This window comes from Pseudomonas sp. NY15463 (assembly GCF_048068415.1).
Lineage (GTDB): Bacteria > Pseudomonadota > Gammaproteobacteria > Pseudomonadales > Pseudomonadaceae > Aquipseudomonas > Aquipseudomonas mosselii_C.
Genome location: NZ_JBLUQD010000005.1, coordinates 185,593 through 207,171, shown reverse-complemented (window position 1 = coordinate 207,171; position 21,579 = coordinate 185,593). Strand labels below are relative to the sequence as shown.

20 protein-coding genes and 1 pseudogene are annotated in these 21,579 nt (G+C 52.1%); 5 read left to right on the top strand and 16 right to left on the bottom strand.

Annotation, left to right across the window (positions count from 1 at the left end):
• Nucleotides 1-6: 6 nt before the first annotated feature.
• From ACNFIC_RS14220 to ACNFIC_RS14210, 3 genes are all read right to left on the bottom strand, one after another.
• The gene (locus ACNFIC_RS14220; protein ID WP_416781252.1) at nucleotides 7-876 is read right to left on the bottom strand and encodes a radical SAM protein; all 870 of its coding nucleotides are present in this window, start codon (nucleotides 874-876) and stop codon (nucleotides 7-9) included.
• Nucleotides 877-883: 7 nt separating this feature from the next.
• Complete coding sequence (locus tag ACNFIC_RS14215; protein ID WP_114942723.1) at nucleotides 884-1,756, bottom strand: hypothetical protein; 873 nt, start codon at nucleotides 1,754-1,756, stop codon at nucleotides 884-886.
• Between the two features lie 402 nt (nucleotides 1,757-2,158).
• Nucleotides 2,159-3,223, bottom strand: a complete 1,065-nt coding sequence (locus ACNFIC_RS14210) for a hypothetical protein (protein WP_416781251.1) — start codon at nucleotides 3,221-3,223, stop codon at nucleotides 2,159-2,161.
• 180 nt (nucleotides 3,224-3,403) lie between these two features.
• Here ACNFIC_RS14210 and ACNFIC_RS14205 point away from each other — a divergent pair, with 180 nt between their 5' ends.
• From ACNFIC_RS14205 to ACNFIC_RS14190, 4 genes are all read left to right on the top strand, one after another.
• Nucleotides 3,404-4,189, top strand: coding sequence for a hypothetical protein (locus ACNFIC_RS14205; protein WP_416781250.1), 786 nt, complete (start codon nucleotides 3,404-3,406; stop codon nucleotides 4,187-4,189).
• Between the two features lie 548 nt (nucleotides 4,190-4,737).
• On the top strand, nucleotides 4,738-5,868 hold the full coding sequence (locus ACNFIC_RS14200; protein WP_114942719.1) for a DUF3800 domain-containing protein: 1,131 nt from the start codon (nucleotides 4,738-4,740) through the stop codon (nucleotides 5,866-5,868).
• Between the two features lie 648 nt (nucleotides 5,869-6,516).
• Nucleotides 6,517-6,732: an FCD domain-containing protein gene (locus ACNFIC_RS14195; RefSeq protein WP_412104469.1), complete on the top strand. Its 216-nt coding sequence runs from the start codon at nucleotides 6,517-6,519 to the stop codon at nucleotides 6,730-6,732.
• Between the two features lie 426 nt (nucleotides 6,733-7,158).
• On the top strand, nucleotides 7,159-7,872 hold the full coding sequence (locus ACNFIC_RS14190; protein WP_114942718.1) for a hypothetical protein: 714 nt from the start codon (nucleotides 7,159-7,161) through the stop codon (nucleotides 7,870-7,872).
• 169 nt (nucleotides 7,873-8,041) lie between these two features.
• On the opposite strand, the gene ACNFIC_RS14185 is transcribed toward ACNFIC_RS14190, so the two are convergent.
• The 9 genes from ACNFIC_RS14185 to ACNFIC_RS14145 form a co-directional block, all read right to left on the bottom strand.
• The gene (locus tag ACNFIC_RS14185; RefSeq protein WP_189657718.1) at nucleotides 8,042-8,839 is read right to left on the bottom strand and encodes a hypothetical protein; all 798 of its coding nucleotides are present in this window, start codon (nucleotides 8,837-8,839) and stop codon (nucleotides 8,042-8,044) included.
• 525 nt (nucleotides 8,840-9,364) lie between these two features.
• Entirely contained in the window at nucleotides 9,365-10,024 is a 660-nt protein-coding gene (locus tag ACNFIC_RS14180; RefSeq protein ID WP_416781249.1) for a hypothetical protein, read from the bottom strand.
• A 209-nt stretch (nucleotides 10,025-10,233) separates the two neighbouring features.
• Nucleotides 10,234-12,726: an NERD domain-containing protein gene (locus ACNFIC_RS14175; protein ID WP_416781248.1), complete on the bottom strand. Its 2,493-nt coding sequence runs from the start codon at nucleotides 12,724-12,726 to the stop codon at nucleotides 10,234-10,236.
• Nucleotides 12,727-12,871: 145 nt separating this feature from the next.
• On the bottom strand, nucleotides 12,872-13,975 hold the full coding sequence (locus ACNFIC_RS14170; protein ID WP_240320388.1) for a hypothetical protein: 1,104 nt from the start codon (nucleotides 13,973-13,975) through the stop codon (nucleotides 12,872-12,874).
• A 3-nt stretch (nucleotides 13,976-13,978) separates the two neighbouring features.
• Nucleotides 13,979-14,596, bottom strand: a complete 618-nt coding sequence (locus ACNFIC_RS14165) for a hypothetical protein (protein ID WP_162801904.1) — start codon at nucleotides 14,594-14,596, stop codon at nucleotides 13,979-13,981.
• Between the two features lie 248 nt (nucleotides 14,597-14,844).
• Nucleotides 14,845-15,423: a recombinase family protein gene (locus ACNFIC_RS14160; RefSeq protein WP_114942672.1), complete on the bottom strand. Its 579-nt coding sequence runs from the start codon at nucleotides 15,421-15,423 to the stop codon at nucleotides 14,845-14,847.
• 285 nt (nucleotides 15,424-15,708) lie between these two features.
• A complete protein-coding gene (locus tag ACNFIC_RS14155; RefSeq protein WP_114942671.1) occupies nucleotides 15,709-16,206 on the bottom strand; it encodes a hypothetical protein in 498 nt (165 codons plus the stop codon).
• The gene (locus ACNFIC_RS14150; protein WP_114942670.1) at nucleotides 16,207-16,797 is read right to left on the bottom strand and encodes an MbcA/ParS/Xre antitoxin family protein; all 591 of its coding nucleotides are present in this window, start codon (nucleotides 16,795-16,797) and stop codon (nucleotides 16,207-16,209) included.
• On the bottom strand, nucleotides 16,790-17,206 hold the full coding sequence (locus ACNFIC_RS14145) for a hypothetical protein (protein ID WP_114942669.1): 417 nt from the start codon (nucleotides 17,204-17,206) through the stop codon (nucleotides 16,790-16,792). Before ACNFIC_RS14145 ends, ACNFIC_RS14150 begins: the two co-directional genes overlap by 8 nt.
• Nucleotides 17,207-17,298: 92 nt before the next feature.
• Here ACNFIC_RS14145 and ACNFIC_RS14140 point away from each other — a divergent pair, with 92 nt between their 5' ends.
• Nucleotides 17,299-17,610 carry a helix-turn-helix domain-containing protein gene (locus tag ACNFIC_RS14140; protein WP_240320387.1) on the top strand — a complete coding sequence of 104 codons (312 nt, stop codon included), beginning with the start codon at nucleotides 17,299-17,301 and terminating at the stop codon, nucleotides 17,608-17,610.
• Nucleotides 17,611-17,915: 305 nt separating this feature from the next.
• Here ACNFIC_RS14140 and tmk read toward each other — a convergent pair.
• The 4 genes and pseudogenes from tmk to fabF form a co-directional block, all read right to left on the bottom strand.
• Nucleotides 17,916-18,233: pseudogene (tmk, locus tag ACNFIC_RS14135) on the bottom strand (dTMP kinase); the annotation flags it as partial.
• A gap of 9 nt (nucleotides 18,234-18,242) precedes the next feature.
• Complete coding sequence (mltG, locus tag ACNFIC_RS14130) at nucleotides 18,243-19,367, bottom strand: endolytic transglycosylase MltG (protein WP_138221303.1); 1,125 nt, start codon at nucleotides 19,365-19,367, stop codon at nucleotides 18,243-18,245.
• A gap of 3 nt (nucleotides 19,368-19,370) precedes the next feature.
• On the bottom strand, nucleotides 19,371-20,186 hold the full coding sequence (gene pabC / locus ACNFIC_RS14125; RefSeq protein ID WP_138221302.1) for an aminodeoxychorismate lyase: 816 nt from the start codon (nucleotides 20,184-20,186) through the stop codon (nucleotides 19,371-19,373).
• Nucleotides 20,186-21,430: a beta-ketoacyl-ACP synthase II gene (fabF, locus tag ACNFIC_RS14120; protein ID WP_138221301.1), complete on the bottom strand. Its 1,245-nt coding sequence runs from the start codon at nucleotides 21,428-21,430 to the stop codon at nucleotides 20,186-20,188. The genes pabC and fabF overlap by 1 nt, the downstream gene beginning before the upstream one ends.
• Nucleotides 21,431-21,579: the final 149 nt, after the last annotated feature.

Genomic DNA, 21,579 nt, shown 5'->3' with positions numbered 1-21,579 from the left:
CCTCCGTCAACGCGTGTAGCGCGGCTTCGCTTCAATCCTCTCAGCACCACACCGATCATCAATCTTTTGACGAGCGTCAGCATCAAAAATTGATCCGATGCAAACAAGGCTGTTTACCTCGTTGCCGGAATGCACATTTATCGAGCCGTCGTGGTAGATCAAAGGATAGGTCGAGCGGCGCCGCAATTGTTTAGTCACTTCAACAACCGTGGTGCCTGCGCCACTAGCGATGATGCTAGCCTCCTCTGCCCTCACAGCGAATTCTTCAGCGGAGGCTTCGTGCCTCACAGCAACTGCCTGTGCAGGCCCGAGTGGCCAAAATTGATAGATGCTCCAGCCCCAAGGCGCAAGCGTGCGTACTAAACGAGCAAGTTCGGGTAGTTCGGACACGTTCTGGCTTGAGATCATGGTGTTGATCTTCACCCTCGTGCCTAAGCCCTTAAGCCAGCCCAGCCTCTGCACCACGATATCGAAATGACCAATGTAGCCGCGCATGCGATCATGGATAGCTGCCGAGGCGCCGTCCAAAGGTAAGCCGATCAGATCTACACACTCGGTGATCAGCTCAGCGTTAGCCCGCGTATGGCGGAGGGATCGCGCGTGCGTATCAAGGTGGACATTCAACCCGAGCTGATCGGCCAGGCGAACGACGTCGCCAATGAAAGAGTATTGAAATGGATCACCACCCCCTAGCGTGATGGAGGTGAATCCAAGCTCAACAACGCGTGACACGACAGCCAGGACGGTATCCCGCTCAGCTTTCGGAGATCCGAAGGGCACGTAACACCACTCACAGTTGAGCGAGCACCTGTGAGTGAAATTAAGCACGACGCGGCTTGGTCGATTGGCCTTATCAAGCGGACCAGAACGGTGCATAAGCCCTCTACGCCGGGTGATTTTGGCGGAGCTTACGAGGTTTTACCTGTGGCAGTCCTGGAGGCAACTGGTCCTTGCAGCGCACCAGCCAATGTTCCAGCGACTCCCCAGATCCTAGAAGAGTAACCAGATGGCTCCTGTAGATACGGTGCAGGCTCGGGCCGTCAGTAGACTGACAGTTTTCAATCTTCAACGTGAAGCTGCGGTTTTCGATTCGATCATCGATCACCCCTACGGTGTAAGGATCGACGTACAAAACATTGTCCGCGGCAAAGACAGTCGTATGCATGCCAAATTTGACGAACTGAATTTCAAGGTTGGGGTAGCGGTTGTGCAGGTTGATGAGATTGGCCAAATTCATCTTTGAACCAAACTGATCACCGCTGACGTTGAGATCATTCCGATACTGCTTTTCACCTGAGTATGGGTCCAACATCACGACCCGGAACTCGACCCCCTCGTTCAGTCGCTTTTGGATCGCCGGCCAGTGCCGGTAGACCCCCTGATCAAGGTAAGAAGCGCCAGAGTTCGCACAGAGCAGCATCGATGATGCTTTAGCGATGTCAGCTTGAGTTTCAGCGTTACGCCTAGCCTGCTCAGACGCATTCAACATGTCAAAATAGTCGACAACGCCTCGCTGAAGAGCAGAGGAAGCGATCTTGCCCGCTAGGGTCTCATGCACCCAGATTTCCTTGAACCTCGGAAAGGCTTGGGCGATTTTCAGGCCCAGGAAGGCCACACAAAGGATGATCGATATGCTAAAGAAGGGCCCCCAGTAGCCCTTCGAGCTAAGGTAGGTGGTAGCTATCGCCCCGACAAAAAGCAACAGTTCGATGACAATGAACGTAATTTCGATACCTTTTCGCTTGGAATGCGACATCTATCCTTACCTTAAAGCTTTTGTCTTTATTAATTATGCAAGGGCGAAAATTTGTGCTTACGAACGTGAGCACAGATCTCGGCGCTCTCGGGAGTGGGACACCCATCTGAACGGTGAAGGGAGCACATCCAAGCCAATCCCTGCCACAGCAGCACCTGTCCTCTGGACCTGCTGCGGAACCAAACCCTTAGCACCCAGGCCGGGCACTATGATTGGCGATAACGCTTCGAAACGCCACTATTTTGGCATGATTGTGAAATTCTGAGCCGCTTCTGAAAAATCTAACCTCGCTTCTGCATCGGAGACCGGGCCAGTTCGTGCTCGATAATCCGCGCCAACTGAATCGGGCTCCTCGTCGCCGCAGCTAGTTTGCCCCTGGACGGCGAGCCGGAGTCAGTATGATCAATCTCCTTGTGCCTTCACAGAGCTGATAGCCCGCCAGACCTTTGCCCAAAATCCCGCCTTGGCATTCTCCAATTCGCCCTTCAAGCTTTTGATCTCGTTGCCCCTGCTCATATACGCCGCCTTGTATTTTCCCAGCTCGACATTCAGTTGTTCCACTGTTTGCGTCAGACCATCATTTGAAGCCAATAAAGCAGCCTTGTCCTTTGCCAGCAAACGTTTCGCTTCAGCAATACTGTCTCGCTGCTTGGAAACATCAGAAGCAAAAGATTCCGTCTCACGGCACTTTCTGACAGCCGCCAACATATCCTGTCTGGTTTTCTCTGCCAGCTCCACTCGATCCTTGTCAGCTTGCCTAACATAATTCTGATGATATTCAATACTCACTGGGTCAGAGAGGACTCTGCAAAATAACTGGGTTGAAGCGATATCGTTAATTTTCCGGTAGCCCCGCTCAATACTTCCCTCAATGTCATTTTTATCATAATACGTCTCTATATTAATGCTTTTGGCAATCTTGATTTCGATAATGGGGATTCCGTGGTCACGGAAATCGACAATCTTTTGCATGCTGCACGGATTGGAGTAGCAGACCTCAATCGCCAGCTTCCCTCCCCACTTCTTGTAGAACGGGTTGTCAGAGGTGAACTCGCCATACAGGTCAGGGACATAGACATTGCCGTTCCCGAATCGCAGCCGAGTTTCCTCCGCTACAAGGCGTGTGAACGTGAATGGGACGACTTCATCACCAATCTTGAAATTGATCGTTTGAAGCTGTGAGAGGATGGCTATCAGATAGGCGTGTGGAAGGGACTCTCCATCGCTATCACCAGATCGAGTAGCCTGAACATCGGCGCTCTTGTACCGAAAATACCCATTCTTGACGGCGATCATCTCGCGGCGCTTCTCTACGCGGGAATGGGTACTGAAGAAAGTAAGCGCGCTAAATTCGGCAGGGTTCAGGCGGCGAATCTTGAGGACTTGCCAAATGAAGAACAGTTTGTACCGACCATCCTCCCGGTTTATGAAGCCGTTAGCATCCTTTGCACACGCCCAAATCTTCATGCCTCTCCCTTACCATGAAACGCTCTAGATCGGACCATACCAGTGCTCGACGGAGATTTCAAAGCGTGGCAGGCTCACAAAATCTGCCCTGCGGGAGGGCGAACACAGAAACCTGTACTAAGGTGCCGGATCCACACGCAGGCAATGCACTTGCCTACCACAACATAGGGAGATTCGAACGTGAAGCATGAGGAACTGAACTCAATCTTTGCCAAAATAGATGATTGCGACTTTGTTGGTGCCAAAGCCGAGCTTCACGCGCTGGCAAAAGAATTGGCACTCAAGGGAGAGCTAGAATATTCTGATTTTCTTGCCGACTATGCTTATCGAGCATCAAGAAATTTTGGAAACTCGCAACAAACGATGCCAAGATCTGAAATAGAAAAGAAATTTAAAATTCTCGATCAAGAATTTCACAACCTGATAGAAAAACAGAAAAGCATTCTTGTAAGCGCATATGACTACTTCAAAGAATATGAAAAAATAGCGACGACAACACCTTCATATAGAACGTATTTTTCGTGGTTTAACATAGAGCACGACGATAATTTTCCATTTATCGACGCCTTCATGAAAAACGAACCGCAAACCCAGATAACGAACAAGAACATTTCCACCGTCTTTATCAACCAACTTAAATTTTACGCACGCTTAAAAAAAGCAGGGACTACGACCTTCTTAAATCACGGCCAAAGAATTACAAATATTGAAGCGGGTAAGTTTTGGAGATATGTAGAGCTTCGAAAAACCTCCATGACACAGAAAATTGCACTAGACGAAATTGATACGATTTCTGAAAGACTAAATGGGCTAGAAGCCGAAGCAAATGAAATCCGCAGCTACTATTGGATAAACGATCGTAACTCTTCAGAATTCAGGAATGATTTCACAGAATGTCTTGAAGCATTCCATAAGGCGTCGGCAAATAGCTCAAACCTGCTAGGCAATGACAATAACAGACTCTGAAATCTTGCCGGATAACCCCCTACGAAAGGCAGAACGTCACTCATGATCTGCCTTTCATTGAGCGCGAGTCAGTAGCCAAGCGTGTCCTTGGCCTGCTCACAGGTTCCCAACCGACCACGGACCTGATCAGCCAGCATACGTGTCTGCATCGACTGATAGGCTTTGGTCGAACCGTACTGCTGCTTCACAGTATCTAGTTGTTCTTCGCCTCAGTCATCTGTGTCACGCAATCATTAATGTATTTATTCTATTTATTCGACAAGGTTCGCGTGCCCACCTGATTAGGTGCGCCTTGAGTGCGATTCTCGTACATCTTCTGGACCTCAGTGAGGCTTGCCAGCGCAGCGGCTTCATCCTGCTACACACTGCTTAATCAATGGAATTTTCCTTTGTCATTGATGAGGTTTTCCATCCTACCGGCAACCGTCACCTACGGGCCACCTGAAAAGTCAACCGCACGCAATGCAAGCCATAGGCTATCATCAACAAATGCTGCGTCTGAAAGCATTCAACGCAACCTCGTACAGCTTAAAAACAAGGAATGTATGATGAGCAAAGTTTACCCCATTGAAGATGCTGTTCCACTGCCATCTGATGAAGACGAGAAAAAACCGGAGAAGAAGGTTTTAACCAAGGACGAAAAAATTGAGAAGGAGAAAAAAGAGCTTCTATCTTCTGTAGCTGCCGCCGACTTCTCCTCCTTGAAGCCAAGGGTTGCATACGTATTAAACCTTTACCCTCACACTCGAAATAGCGACATTTCGCTTTCATTGAAATACTGGGAAATATTCCAACCGGACCTTTACAAAGAAAGCGGGATTCAACCGAAAGACCTATTCAGGCTGGAAAGGCTTCACTACATAGTCCGTGCCCGCGCTAAAATACAAAACGAGTACGAACTATTTTTAGCGGATACTGAAATCAAAAAAAGGCGCAGACGAAATGAGGAAAAAATGGAAGGTGCAGTCATTGATGACTCACCACCCGTCAAGAAGGTGCATATATTTTCAGATGAAACAGGAAAAACGCACAAATTCGTAATTGTCGCATCTGTGTGGATTCTCAATGGCAGAGCAGTATTCTCCACCAGCAAAGCCATAAGCGATTGGAAAGCGAAATCTGCCTGGAAAAACAGAGAAGTTCACTTCACCAAATTTGGTAAAAGCGATTACGAAACTCTGAAATCCTACCTTGGAGTGATTGTAGAAAATCGTGAGTATCTAGGTTTTAAATACATAGCAGTCGAGCGGGCGAAAACCAATCGTCCGATTGAAGAAACAATTCTCAAGCTGCATGAGCTGATGCTTGCGCGTGGTGCTGCTCATGAGCTGGAAAGCGGAAGGATAGATCTACCAAGAGAGATGGAGGTAACTGTGGATGAAGAGCAATCGCTGGACTCCTTTGTTATTTCCGACCTAAGAGACCGCGTAGGGGAAACCTTCAGAAAACGGTATGAGGATAAGCTGCAACTGACCTCGTTGCAGACCGCCTCATCAAAAAACAGTGCTCTTATCCAACTGTCAGATGTGATCGCTGGAGCGATAGGTCGAATTCTTAACCATGACGGTGAACGTAATTTTAAAGACGACATGGCTGATCTCGTTATCCAGATGCTAGATCTAAAACTCGAAGAAGGTGACATTGGTGGACTTGATTCAGCGGCACGGTTCAACGTCTAAGGTCGAAGGGCAAGGCATGCTCAGGGTATGGGTATGTCCGTCACCGCCCGGCCACTTGCATAGCCTGCACTTCTTCACCAAGAAGCGCCTTGAGTACGTTCGTCTTTTCAGATTCGAGCATGGTCAAGGGACCGCCACTTACCGCCAGATCTAACCGAGTACCGAAGCAGGAGTCTCGCGTGCACCGACAGCAATCGACTGGAGTCAATTGCGGCTACGCCGCAGTATGTGAGCAACCTGAGCACGATGCGACGGTAAACATGTTACCGTCTTTTTGGATCAACATCAGTCGACTTCGCAGCAAACCCCGATATTTCCTAAAGGCTCAGCTGCTGAAAAACTTTAACTAACCTAGAGGAACCCTGCCAGAGAGCCCGAAACTAGAAATTTTCTTCTCGTGCATACAATTTTTTTGTGGACTCTGAATCAACCTATGAATTGGCGCGAAAGGTAGTCCTACGCACTGGGTGCAAGCTATCAGCTGGCCCCTGAGTTGGTGCAGCGGGCAGGCGTCGCGCTGATGACTCACCAGCTGGCAGCACTCAGAACGCTCGTTTCCCAATTGCTGACCGCAAAAGCCTCAGCATCGGCGCTGGCTGGAAGGCATGTGATCAGATCACTGTCGATGTCGCCTATCGCGTGGCCCCGATGTCCATCGAGGAAATGCACGATATCTACGACGCCAGGGCCAATCTGGAAGCCATGATTCTTCAGCTGGCAATTGAACGTTGTGATGATTCGTGGGAAGCGATGATCCTTGCAAAGGCACACACGCTGTCGAAGGTGGTAGAAGTGCAGCCCCAAGAACAGATGCTGCAAATGTGGGACGACCGGCACAAGGCTTTCCACGCCTCCATTGCTTAGGGGTGCAGCTACCAGTCGGAGCGGTATCGCCACCTCTGGCTCAAGAGCACTGTACTGTCTCCTGAGGCCTTGGAAAAAAGCGTGTTGAGCATGAAAAATTGGTGTGAGCAATCCTTGAGCGCGATGTTCCACTGGCAACGACGTTGATTCGTGATCACCTGCTCACCCCGCTCCCGATTATCACAGATATCATCAAGAGTTCGCGATCAATCGACTTCTGAGATACTGAGCGGCGGCTGCTGATCCCGGAGGTCCGGCAAGCCACCCTTGGGGTAATTCGCGGCGGCTGCCGCGGCATTCAGAGAGGGTAGTCACCACCGATGAGAATGGACCTGGTTCTGATCCGCCTGCGCCCACTGGAAGCGACTCACAGGTCCTAAATGCTCTGCTCAAAACTTTTTAGCAACACACTTCTGAGGAGTCACCATGGATTGGAATCGTGTTTACGTATGGACTAGGACCTTTTACGCAATCGTACACTCACTCCATATGGCTAAAGAGGAAAAATTCGGCGATCTCGCCTCGCTAGACGCAAGATTTCGTGACGCAAACAACTGGGTATCACCAATTTGCTCCTACAACTCAACACTCTTGCCCACTAAAACGGAAGGTAAAGAATTAACGTTTAGGCGCGACCCAAACGCATACTTCGGAGAAATCTCTAGCCAGCTAATTAAGATGTTACTACAGGACCTGACAGTAATTTTTGATGAAATGATGAGCGAGGCCTTAATCAAACTTAAGCTACAAGCTGGGGACATGCCGCAATCTAAAGTTGAAAAACTTGCCACTCTCGTAAGCGCAGAATACAAATGGGCAAATCAGGGGTGCTTGGAGCTAATTGCAGTCAGAAACTCTTTGTGCCACGCAAATGGCCGATGGAACGAAAAATCGTTAAAGATAATTGAAGGTTTCGTTAAACCCCTTCCAGCTGTAGGCGATGAAATAATCGTCGGCTTTGAGATGCTTTTTAATTATCGAAAGGCTATGCGTACTTTCCTCAACGATGCATGCCCACCTGATCCTAAGCCGAAGGCAATTAAGACAAAAACCAAAGCATTAAGGTCTAAACGGAGTGAGGCTCGTAGCTTAAAAGAGCGTCGCAAGGCCCTTGTGAGAGAGGTCATGCAACCGACGTGATGCATAGGCAAGATTTCTAGCGCCACGCTGATGGTGCCAAAAAGGAGAAGGGGCCGGAAGCTCTATCACCGGCCCGCGTTTTGCCCCATCACGACTTAGCCAGAAACAACGCCGTAGGGGACCAGAAAACTTAATTAAAATGGCAAGCGCATCGAAAACTTCACACCATCTATAGTGAGACCAGATCCCCTTTATAAGGCGATTCGTAACGAGAGTCGAACACAACTGCTGCAAACTTGGTCTTTTCAGGAGGCAAAATGGTTATGAGATCGGCAACGTGCACAGCTTCAGCTAAGCAGTCAGCCAAATCAGACAGATACATCCCTTTTTTTTCTCGCACTTCGTGCCAGTGAGAAAGCCCACCGCCAATGTACAAGAACACTCCATTTGTAACAGCCGCACATCGCAATTTTGAGACTGCGCCAACATGATCAGCAATTAGCTGTATCTGGTGGTAGTTCTCGACGAGAATGCTTGCACCCTTGTCCGCACTGCTGATGAGGGTGAGTAAATCATCGAGTGAAATGGGGTCAATTTCCCAACGCAACCAAGGCTCATAATCCTGGACTGAATCATCGGACACCCCAATCAGGTTTACACCAGTCGTCAAACGTGGCCAGTCGTCATCTTCCAACGCACATTCATCGATAGTGATGAAATCAAGCTTGCTCATCGTCGCAAGCATCTGTCGAACGAAGGCGTGTGGGCTTTGGTTTGGAATGATGATCAGCGATGAGGTCGCGTCATCACTTTTAGCATGAGCCCTCTCCAGCAAGATTTGGTTCGCAATTTCGGCGAGAAGCTCACGCCTCGGAGCATGGCTGCGAGAAGCGACTAAGCACAAACCTGGGTACTCAAGCTGAGGATGGTTGATCCACGCCTTTCTTCGGGACTCTCGCTCACTGAGGAGGTCATCGAGGCGGTCAATCTCAGACGTCAAGAACTTGTTGAATTTTGAAGCCGTCACAGTGCCCTCTGATCCTTTCGATCTATAAATCTTGCACCGCGAGCTATCCTGCGGTGCAACCTTGATTCCAGAGGGCATCAACCCTCGACTAAATTTTCACTAGAATGCAATACGGAGCGCGTGCCGCGGATAGCCCCATGAAGGATTATTCTTTACGGTTCCTCCCATTCCAAGCTTGTGTGACCTCCAGAATAGAGCCTCTCTGATTCGACATTCGCAGCTCAATCATCGGGAGTGCTGGTGTGAGGGCCTTAGAACTCTGGTGCGTCAGGCAGTTGATCAGGATCGTCTCCCCGCATAAGCGGGTTTTCAGCTAGTGCACACGGGTGGAAGGTGTCCATGATGACGTGTGCATCATCCAGTTGCTCGATGAGCCGTCTCATTTCGCTTTCGGCCAAATCACTAACTAGCTCAACCTCAGCGTCTGGGAACCCGGCATCAGGCAAGATCGTTAGACGTCGTACAGCTCGCATTCCAGGTAGCAGCATCAGATCAAACACGTCTTGGATATGGTCTGCTCTATGTTCATTGGATTTGAGGTTCTACTTGATCGTTGGTGGTAAGGGCATGCGCGGCTTGATCCACACGCAACAACGCGGAAGCGAAATCGAAGCCCGGTAGCGCACGCTCAAGGTATTTCAGGGTTTCTTCCTGATGCGCAACCAGCGCCTGAGGATGGAGCGCCTGAATCTCGGAAAGGCGCGGTTCTCGACCAAGCCTTTGCGCATTGATGAAATCACATAAGTGATTCCGGATGGAGGCGGAGTGCTTCTTGGGATGAAGTCGGTCTGCAACAGAGTTACGAATTTGGAACGTGGGGAACGCATTCCGGTACTCATCAACAAGGAGGCTCCAACGGCGATCCACGACCTCCATTCCTACGAATTCCTTGACCGAGCGAGATGTAGCCTTCCGAATGTTGTACCGTGCCTGGTCTCTTTCCCAAATCCGTTCGTGCTCAGCTTGGCTCTCCTCCTCCAATACATCCTCTCGCTGGTCAAGCCACGCCAGAACTTGATCGGCAGCGGCAATCAAGGGCCCGTCGCCATGCATGGTGGCGACGTTCTTGGCAAACTGCGCCGCGCCTTTGAGCTGCTCTGCATAGCCGCTGAATTTGGATGGATTACGCCGGTGGCCATCAAGCTGCTCTTCCAAGACCAAGCGCATGGATTCAAGAACGCTCATCCTTCCTTCCCTCTCCGTTTTCTCTAATCCACCTGGCAGTGTCGGCGCGGAACGTACCACGATCGGGCTCTCTCTCAAAGCCGCCGAATAGAGCTATCCATCAACCCCTGGGCACATCCGCTTGCGGTATGACCCAGTGTGAGCAGCGCAGAGTTCCCGAGGCGATATGTGTTGCTCCCACACGAAGCATAAGCCTTCAAGCCACACGATTAGTCGTAGTTGAACCGCTTCGGCGGTGGCGCATCTGCGTCTTCAACCGGCCGATAGAGCTTCTTACCAACCCTGACCGCATAGCCCTTTTCCTTGATAGTGGCGAATGCCATGGCCACGTTAGAACGCCACTCAGCTGCCGTGACGTTCTTTAGTGACTGGTAGCGTTCGTAGATCTCGTCCGCGATTGCGTCCACGGAGAGCGTCCCCCCAGCTAAACAGGTTGCGATCCTGGACTGAGCAAAAACAAAAGCCGTCTCATACAATTGACGGCCAGAAGGCATTGCAAGCAGCAAAACTCTATCTCGAACTCGATGCTTTTTAGCATGCAGGAACGAAGCAACAGCGGCCACTTCAAGAGGCAGCTGTGACCTAAGTTCAAGGCTGCGTTCCCTCGAAAACTGGGAGGTGATAGCACCATCATACGTACAGACCTGGGCCAGGATGTGCGGGTCTGGTGGTAATAGCCTGCTTTCCACAGTGGCACAAAGCACGCAGTGGCTTTCCGGCGAACTAGTGCAGGGAGTGATGCTATCGCACTCCTTACACTTCCCCATGACTAAAGGAAGATTGTAGTACGATTCAAATTCACCATCCGTAACGGTTGCAACCGCATAGAATTTATTAAGTGTGTCTTTGAACCATACAAAAACAGGGTGACTAATTACCCGGTTCAAATAGTTGACCCATAAGCGCATTTGGCTTTCATGCGTTTCCAACTCAACAAGCAAGGTCTGCCAGTCCTCGGCCCACATCAGATCTAGACTTTTCGTTCCTAAGCTTATTGTGCTAGTACTAGCTTGCACCAAACTCCTTATGCGGAGAGGCTCTTGAGCCTTTGTCAAGATCGCTTCACTCTCTGAGTTTTCTTGAAGTCGAGCCTGGAAACCTAGGTGCCCCTTCCACTCAGGGTTTGTAGCGTTGTAGATAGCGATAAATTTAGTCGTAGCTCGGGAGTAAGCACTAAATAGCTCTGCGGTATCGAGCGCTTCAGCCCCTAGCACGATTACAACTGGCGATTCAAGCCCGCGATACTTTGCGATACCCTCAACAGTTAGGTTACTAGAACCTAACATTTCGATGTATTTTCTAGGATCCCTTGAACCGACTAAAATTACAATGTCAGCGGCATCCACCCCACCAGCCATCAATCTTTCTTTAATACCAAAAAGCTCTTTTCCGGGATCTATCGTAACAATCTCAAGTGCTGTGTCCGCCTCAGACAAGCGAGGAGATGATAGCTGGAATTTCGGAGGCATCACTTCTGACAAGATTTCCGTAACAGCCTTTGGCATTCGCAAGACGATAGTGAGCGTAAATACATCAACAGCAAGAATTGCTTTCAGTCTCTCAAGAGGTACGCCATTGCGCTCAAAATTAAAAACCTGCGTCTCGTCACAGAAAAACACCTTAGGCCGTTGACCAAACCAATCGATTAAGACTTGGCACCACGACTCTGCCAGTGCTTGAGACTCATCAACAATCAAAGCATCAAAGTCACCAAGAAGACCCTGACTAATCGCCAGCTTAAAATCCTCCAGACACTGGACCCTAAACCAGGCCTCGCCTTCGAAAGAACGCTCCAGTGCCCCTGCTGCCATCCGACAAAGCCCATGCCACGTCAATACGGTGCAGCCATCATAGCCGTCTAGTTGATTCCGAATATGGTCAGTGAGTTTTCCATTGAAAGAAAGTAGCAGTACCCTTTTGCCCTCGGCAGTATATTTTCTGGCAGCTTCGATGGCTAATACAGTTTTTCCCGTTCCCGGCCATCCAGTAATCAATGAATTCTGACTTTTTAGCACATTTCTGACCACGGCGCTTTGCTCAGCAGTCAATTGAAGCCATGTTTTATTGTCGTATCGAATTCGGCTTGCCCATGTGGGCTGGCCATCTACCTTGGGCGCGAGATAATCGATCAGGACATCAGCTCTGGAACGTCCCAAATCAGAGTTTTGAAGCGCTCGCTTCCAATACTTCATTAACCCGACGATCTTGTGGGCTACGTCAGGATAGGCCTCAAAGTCAATGTAAAGCGGCTGAGGTGGGTTTGCCCGCGTGTCGTACATCCCTGGAATATTAGATTTATCAAAATCTGAATCAGGGAAGACAAATCCGTAACCGATCTTTAGTCGCAGGGACGGATCAGCACCAAGCCATGTAGCAAAACCGTGGACGTTTCTTTTCGTTTGGTTTAAGGGATCTATTTTAAAGCCGTCTCTAACGTGCACAAAAACGGAGTTCTCAACACGATAAACTCCACTTTTTACCTCTAAGGCTAGAACACCATCCTCAGGATGAATTATAAGAAAATCTATCTCGCCCGTGGGCCTGGCACGACCGTCGAGTTTGTTAACTGCGGAGCACAACCACGGCAAACTATGAAAAACAACATAGTCATCGGACAAATTTGATTTTAGTACCGAATAAAGATGGCGCTCACCATGGCTTTCTGTAAGGTTCGGTCCATGCTCCGGTATCATCCTTGCCATCTACATCGCTCACTCAATTCAAATCTTCTAACGATTTTGTATCAATTTCAAACATCGCAATCGCGTAACGCATCAATTCAGCCCAGTAGTACAAAACCGGGCGAATTGGCGTTCACGCACGAAAACTGCCAACCTGCGCAGCCTATCAATACTCAGATATGTAAGACTCTCGCAGAGTCCTAAGGGTATCAGCGTCATCTATCCAATAACGCGAGGTCAATTCGATTGCAAGGTTCTTTGCAAGCTCACTTACCTCATCCCTGAGCAACTTGATGGAATTGAATTTCTCATCAGAGTCGATAACTTTGCGAATGCCATCCGGCGTCAACAGGCTCATGGTCCAAGGCTTATTGTCAATAAAGCGAGTGAGCTGCTGCTTGGTCGCCGCCACCAGCGCTAATTCATTGTAGCCGGGCACTGATATCGGCAAATCCTCAAAGTGATACACCAAACCCGCAATCTCATAGCTATTGACCAAGATTGATGCGGGATTATCACTATCGGCTTTTAGGTTTTTCAACATGCGAATAACCTTCTTTGCTCCCCCGTACGTACGCGTCTCCTTTTGATTAATTTTATCAATGTGAAGGAATGGGCGGTTCAAGAAAGTATTGAATGTGTGCTTCTGGAAAACCTTCACCTCACGATCTTTTTTATCTTGGCTGATCTGGTAAGCCGCCGAGTCGTGCCAGTGGGACGGAACGACATCCACATTTCTGGACAGGCTGCCACCAGACAAAGCAATAGCTTTGTCCTTAGAGATGTCTACGGTCGCCGCAGGAAATGCCGCTTTCAAGGCCGTTTCTAGCTCGCTCCTCAAGGTCGAGAGCTGAGCGACTCCACTCGGCCCGACCCAATCGCTGTAATCATTCGTGTTGGCACGCGCCCCTTGCATATCGATGGTCAGATAGCGATCCAGCAACACCAGGATATCGATGTCGCTTACCCCACGAATGTGGACATTCAAGGGCACAGAGCCCTGGTACTCGAACCGAACTCCGGTGGCGACGCGGTTGGTGATCTGGTTTTTGACCCTCTCCCCTTCAGCCACCGAGTTCTTGGTGTACGTAGGGTCAACCTCTTGCATGATGCCAAGGGCATATTTAGCCCACTGCCCCGTCGAACGGGTCTCAAATTTTTCCTGAAGAGACCTGGCGTTGGTTACGAGGCTGTCCATCGCAAACGTACTGCTACTACCTTGGCGCCTTGACTTGAGATCTGTCAGCCGCCGATTAACATCTTTGCCCATCCTTTATCTCCTGGTAAATGTCATGGTGCCAGCAGTACCTCGCCCTTTCGCTGTGAAGTACTCACCCTTGGCAGTCTTCAGATTTTTGACCACCCTCATCTCGCAGTAGCCTTGGTGGGCATCGAGGTGTCCGTTGCCCACCTTGGGCTTATTGATGTAGCTATACATCAGCATCCAGCAACCATCCGGCTCGGGGATTAAAGCGACTGAAACGCTGTGTGAAATGGAGGACTTCGTTTCGAGGCGAACCCTGATTTTTTCCCAAGTCTGGGAAATCGAAAGCTCGGCTACCCAATCGTGAGCCACGGAACCGTCGTCGTTGAGCGTCTGCCCCACACAATTCCAGTCCCCGGAGATATTGGGGACCTGTGCTATGAAGCTGAGCGGACGCCAGCCGTATTTGTTGAAGAACCAGTGCAGGGCCGTATAGGTGAGGCTGGCGGTGATGGGGATGACAACGAAGTACTTGCCCCACTCGGGAACGCCCAGCTCAGCCATCAACTCAGAAAGGCCAAACCCCACCGCCGGGAGAAAGGAAACAACAATGGTCGCCAGCATGCCGAGATAGCGGCCAACAGTGCTCCGGCGGTGACCTATTACCGAATATTCGTGATCTTGCATGCCATCCCTCGCACTTGCAGCCCCTAATCCAGCGACCGATGATAGCACTATGAAATTGAGGGAATCTGCGATTTCTTCTGAACCAATGGTAGAAGCGCACGTTGCTGCGGGTTCCTCCACAGACTCCCCTATCGGGGAAATGAGCCCAAGCATCTGGTTAGGGTGGTGCAGCGCTACATGCTCACCCCACTGCCCCCGCTGGCCCCATCTAGCCGCAGGCTAATCTGCTGTGCCACTTTGCCTTCAGCTCAAGCGGCACTGCGTTGAGGTAGGGCCGCCGACCGACCAAGGATTCGGTAGAGGGTGGCACGATGTACGCCAAGCAACGCCGAAACTTGTGCCACTGGTTTGCCCTCTGCCACCAACTCCTGCGCATGGGCTATCTGATCAGGACTAAGTGACGGCTTCGGCCCAAACTTGATCCCCTTACGCCTAGCAGCTTCCCGTCCCGCTCGTGTGCGGTCGACGATGAGACTACGTTCGAAGGCAGCTATACCAGAAAAAATGGTCATGATCATTTGACCGGCTGGAGAGGAGGTATTAAGCCAAGGCTCCGCTAGAGACCTAAGACCAGCGCCAATCTCATTCAGACGATCTGCGATCTCTAGAAGATGGAGAGTTGATCTCGCAAGCCGATCAAGACGCGTCACCATGAGCACATCTCCCTCTCGCAAGTGATCCAACATTCTTAGCAGTTCAGGACGGTCATTCTTGGCGCCACTTACTTTTTCTTCAAAAATCCGCGCACATCCCTCTTGACTAAGAAACTCTCTTTGCATTTGCAAATCTTGGCCAGTCGTTGAAACCCTCGCATATCCAATATTCATATCTCTATCTCTTCTGTCGCGTTTATTCTTTCAAGTATAACATCATTTGCGACAAACTTATGCGACACCCAAGCCCCAATGAAATCATGAAAGAAAAAACTGTCGCACAACTTAATACTCATGCGACATTTCGAAAACATAGTGCAACAACAATACGACAAGCGCTTCTTAACCGAAACACTCCAAATGCGCCATGTAGCCACCAATGCCCCCGAGATTTCACAGCCACAAACATCAAAGGGTCACTTACAGCGACGCGCCTGTGGAACAAATAATTGAGAAAACCTAAAATTCGTCAGCATAATATCCAAAAGGGGACATTAATTCATTCACAGCTGAAGAAATTCTAGACTCTGCGAGCAATTCCGAGCGCTTATAACTCAGAGCAACTCCAACCCTCATAGAAAACGGATTTAGAACCAACGGATCAACAGACCAAACTTGAACCTTCATCACAGACTGATCACGAAAATCACAGCACTCCACATACTCTATCTTTTCCTCGATCTGCTCCCACTCATCACAGAATATTGCATAGGTCTTTTGCATGCTATCCGCCAGCATCGTATAAGCATCTAGAAATGAATCACCAGCCAAGACTAACTTAGGATGACTAAACGCTTTTACTGCGAATGACATTAGCCTTGGTGACGAGACAAACTCGCGCACGACTGCAAAATCGACCGCTCCTATTTCAAACTCCCACGTCAGACTACTTTGGAGGAATTCCTCCAAACACGGTCGATCAACCTTAACCATCATGAACGAATTTAAGTTCTTCAATTAAACAAGCACTCCATGCTCAAGCCTCTTCAAAAGATCGTGTACTGCTTGACAGCCCTGAACAGTGGTTAGTGCCTCAACAGGCCGGACACGCCCCAATGCTGCACACTCCTGATTCAACCAAGCTGCGTAATTTTCTTTGAAGAACCAAAGGACTAGAGAAACTGATTTTGCGAAACTTTCGGCATAGGCCTCATTGTGACCAAATCCCACTCCCTCAAACTGATTAGGAAGCTGATGATGGAGACAGCGCACTTGGAGCCATCCGTTAATTTCATAATATCTGCCAGATCCCCCACAGACCTCACAAGTACAGCTTGAAACTAACTCAGCAACGTCTAGGATCCAGTCGACGACGACATCACCACCCCGAACATACGCTCGAAGGAGGCCGAACTTTTCTTTCACCTGTTCGACCTGAATCTCTAAGCAATGCTCTGCACTGTATCTACCGACTAAACGCAGCATGCCGTCGATCAGGGAAACCCAACCGTCGCCGCATTCGAAATCGAACAGCTGGCCAGGAACCATGACGCCACAAAGCAGTTTTCGATGTCGATCCGACAGGGTCCGCTCATTAATACTATCCATCGCTCCTGCCCTCACTCCGCCACATTATCTTCGATGGCTGCTCGGCTAGCTCTGATGGATAGAAATTGCCGTCACTAAGCTCGTAGCAAAAGCGCCTCCCGACGATGCGAATTCCGGTGAGCGGCTCCATCCTCCACGCCCCGTCTTCGTTCAACCAGGGTGGTGATACAAGCTGCACCTCTCTGACCGCTTCATCAGGGCCGTCTCGCGACGTCAATCCCAGTAGATACTGAGGTCCGGGGATCAGCAACTGCTGCGTATGCACCGTCTCATCTTGCACAACATCATAAGTCACGAAAAACCATTCGTGATTCGACGTCAGGGCGACATAGGCCCACCGATGCGATCCTGGTTGCGGAGGAAAAAAAGGGCTCTCTTCTAGACGACCGGAATCGTTGGTTTCAAACATATTATATGTCTCCTGAAGGGTCATGCGTACTATAGTACGCTGAAACTCAAGAGACAATGTGGCTACATACCCTCTTTTGGCGGAGAGTACGTGTGCGCGACCTGAAAGCAGCGTTTGGGCTGGCATTGAAACAGCTACGGATGCGGGCCGAGCTAGCACAGAACGACTTCCCCCCTGAAGTGAGCAGAGAGTACGTGAGTCTGCTAGAGAGAGGTCTGCGCGCCCCAACGCTTGAGACGATCGACTCTTTGGCAAAGGTAATGGGCATCTCACCCTTAGCGCTGGTGGTACAGTGTTACATGTGGCGTGAGCCGGACAGGAGCCTTGAAGAGCTAATGGACGAAGCGGGGCTTCAGGTAAGGCGGGATCTGATTGAACCACCGCCAAAGAGCACCAAGGACTGAGATTCGTGAGCAGTCACACTCCTTGCCGCTGCCGCGGAATCGGTGCGCCAGGATGGCTAACGGAGACGTAGGAACGGGATGTTTACATTCCGCTCTCAGCCTGAAGGCGGAATACTCGATGACAAGCGATATTTCTGTTTACATCAGCCCGACTCAGCCAAAAAATCAGGCCTTGTTTACATTTTTCAGTCTTACATCGATCTTGAAACCGCTTCAGAACGATTAGCCCCTCGAAAACTATGGCTTCGCGACTGGTTTATCTAGCCCTGATAGAGATAAGGGGCAAAGCGGCTAGGTTTACACCATCCTGTAAAAAAATATAGAGCTTGGGTGAACCGGTCACACAGCACCACCGCACCTCGGGCCAACGCCGGACGGATGACCTCAGCCAGATGCTGTGCGCGGGCAGCGAACATCAGCAGCAGTTCGGTGTCAACCGCCATGCGCTCATCGCTGGGAGCCAGCAGCAGCTCGCGGATGCGCTCGGCCAGTGGGGTACCGCCAGGCTCACGGGTCATGACAACGTCGATGCCCTGCTCACGCAGGCGCGCAGCGAGGTATTCGCGGTTGGTGCTCTTGCCGGCGCCTTCGGGCCCTTCGAGGGTGATAAACAAGCCGCTCACAGGCGTTCCTTACTGTTGCTCAGGGGCCGGCGCATCGGCCGGCGCGGATTCATCGGGGGCAGCGCCCGGCGCTGGCGCCTCACCCGCACCGGGCTGAGCCTGCGGCGCGGGGCTGGAGCGGTAATCGGCACGGCGCTTGAGCTGAAACTCGCGCACCGCACTGTTGTGGTCATCCAGATCGTCCGAAAAAACATGACTGCCATCGCCACGGGCGACGAAATACAAGCTTGAGCCGTCGCTGGGGTTCAGTGCGGCATGGATCGCCTCGCGGCCGACCATAGCGATCGGTGTCGGTGGCAAACCGGTCATGGTGTAGGTGTTGTAGGGGGTTGGCTCGCGCAGGTCGGCACGGGTGATCTTGCCGTTGTAGCGCTCGCCCATGCCATAGATCACGGTAGGATCGGTCTGCAGCATCATACCCAGGCGCAGGCGACGCACGAACACCCCGGCGATTTGCCCACGCTCCTGAGGGATACCGGTCTCCTTTTCCACCAGCGAGGCCATGATCAGTGCTTGATAAGGGTCGCGGTACGGCAGGCCGCTACTGCGTTCAGCCCACTCTTTGGCAAGCACCTCGTCCAGGCGCATGTAAGCCTGCTGCAACAGCTCCACATCGCTCATGCCACGCACGAAACGGTAGGTGTCAGGGAAGAAGCGGCCCTCGGGGAAGACTCCGGCATGACCGAGCTTGTCCATCACTTCTGCGTCGGACAACCCCTCCAGGGTGTGGCGAAGCTTCTCGTGCTTGGCCACGGCAGCCCGTACCTGACGGAAGGTCCAGCCCTCGACCAGGGTGATGTTGTACTGCACCACATCGCCGCGCTGCCAGGCATCGAACAGTTGACCCACGGTCATGCCCGGAGTCAGACGGTATTCACCGGTGTGCAATGCGGTACCGGCCATGTTGAAGCGCCAGTAAAGGCGCAACCAGACCGCGTCATCCAGCAGCCCTTCGCGCTGCATGCGATAGAACATGCGGTTGGGTGTGGTGCCGCTGGGCACATCGATCAGGCGCTCCTGCGCCACTTGCAGAGGCTGCTCCAGGACCGAGTTGATCTTCCAGGCGGACCAGCCCAGCACCAGGCCAGCCAGGATCAACCCCATTTCCAGCAGCAGCAGGAATTTACGTCTCACGAATCAGGTATCCAGTAACGTACGGGCAACGGCCTGCAGTTTACGGGTGAGTGGCCCAACCGACCAGTTCAGCACGTTGAATTCACGTACCGGCCAGATGCCATAGACACTGTTGCAGACGAACACTTCCTCGCTTTGCTGCAGGTCGTCAAGGCTGAGGTCGCGTACGTGCATCGCAACGCCCAACGACGGCGCTTGCGCAAGCAATGCTTCACGCATGACACCCGCCACGCCACAACGACTCAGATCGGCGGTCAACAACGCACCGTCACGCACCAGGAACAGGTTGCTGTACACGCCTTCGATCAAGTGTCCCTGGGTGTCACACATCAAGCCCTCAGCGTAGGCGCCGTCCTGCCATTCGGCACGTGCCAGCACCTGCTCCAGGCGGTTGAGGTGCTTGAGGCCGGCCAGCAGGGGCTGTTGCGCAAGGCGGGTCTGGCAGGGGAACAGACGCACGCCGACTTCGGCGTTTTCTGCAGGATAAGTGGGTAATGGGCTGCCCTGCAGCAAGCGACGGGCCTGCACACCTGGGGCCGGTGCGTAGCCACGCTGGCTGTCGCCCCGGGTCAGCACCAGCTTGGCGACACCCTCGCCCAACTGCTGGGCAAAGCGCAGCAACTCGTCCTCGACCAGCGCAAGGTCGGCCTGGATCGCCAGGCGTTGGCAGCCCCGCGCCAGGCGATCGAGGTGACGTGACAGCAGGCTGGGCCTGCCGCCACGCACGGCGATAGTCTCGAACAGCCCATCGCCGTAGGCCAGGCCACGGTTCTGCAGATTTACCGCAGTGCCTGGCTGGCCGTCGATCCAGCTGTGCATCAACCGGCGAACCGGCGGAACACCAGCGAACCGTTGGTACCGCCAAAGCCGAAGGAGTTGGACAGCACCACGTCGATCGGCATGCTGCGCGCCTGATGCGGTACGAAGTCCAGGTCGCAGCCTTCGTCGGGCTCGTCGAGGTTGATGGTCGGCGGCGCCATCTGGCTGTTGATGGCCAGCACGCTGAAGATCGCCTCCACCGCACCCGCTGCGCCCAGCAAGTGGCCGGTCATCGACTTGGTCGAACTGACGGCCAGCTTGTAGGCATGCTCGCCGAACACGCGCTTGATCGCGGCAACCTCAGCCACGTCGCCAGCCGGCGTCGAAGTGCCATGGGCGTTGATGTAGCTGACGTCCTCCGGGGCGATACCGGCATCGCGCAGGGCATTGGCCATGCAGCGGGCAGCGCCTTCACCGGTGTCGGGTGGCGAGGTCATGTGGTAGGCGTCGCCGCTCATGCCAAAGCCCACCAGCTCTGCATAGATGGTGGCGCCGCGGGCCTGGGCGTGTTCGAGTTCTTCGAGCACCAGGGCACCCGCGCCATCGGACAGCACGAAGCCATCACGCCCCTTGTCCCATGGGCGGCTGGCACGCGTGGGCTCGTCGTTACGCGTCGACAAGGCACGGGAAGCCCCGAAGCCACCCATGCCCAGACCACACGCGGCCATCTCGGCACCGCCAGCGATCATCACGTCCGCTTCACCATAGGCGATGTTGCGCGCGGCCATGCCGATGCAGTGGGTGCCAGTGGTGCAGGCGGTCGCAATGGCGTAGTTAGGCCCTTGCACACCCAGGTGGATCGACAGGAAACCCGAGATCATGTTGATGATCGAGCCCGGCACGAAGAACGGCGAAATACGACGCGGCCCCTTCTCGTGCAGGATCTTGCTGGTTTCCTCGATATTGGTCAGGCCGCCGATGCCCGAGCCCATGGCCACGCCAATGCGCTCGCGGTTGGCGTCGGTCACTTCCAGGCCGGCATTACGCACCGCCTGGAAACCGGCCGCCAGGCCGTACTGAATAAACAAGTCCAGCTTGCGGGCCTCTTTCTGGTCGAGGTATTGCCCGACCTCAAAGCCTTTCACCGAGCCGCCAAAACGGGTGGAGTAGGCAGACAGGTCCGTATGCTCGATCGGCCCGATGCCACTGCGGCCAGCCAGAATGCCCTGCCAGGTGCTCGGTACATCGGTACCCAGTGGCGACAGCATACCCATACCGGTGACCACGACGCGTCTACGCGACACAGTACTCTCCTCTTTCCTGATAACAGAGTTTCTTGCCAGTGCACTTGCCATGGCGAATGGAATGGCAGCAAACCCCGATCCTTGCAAAGAAAAAACCGCACGCCAGCAAAGGCAGTGCGGTTTTCCCCGACAAGAAGCGTCGACTGAAA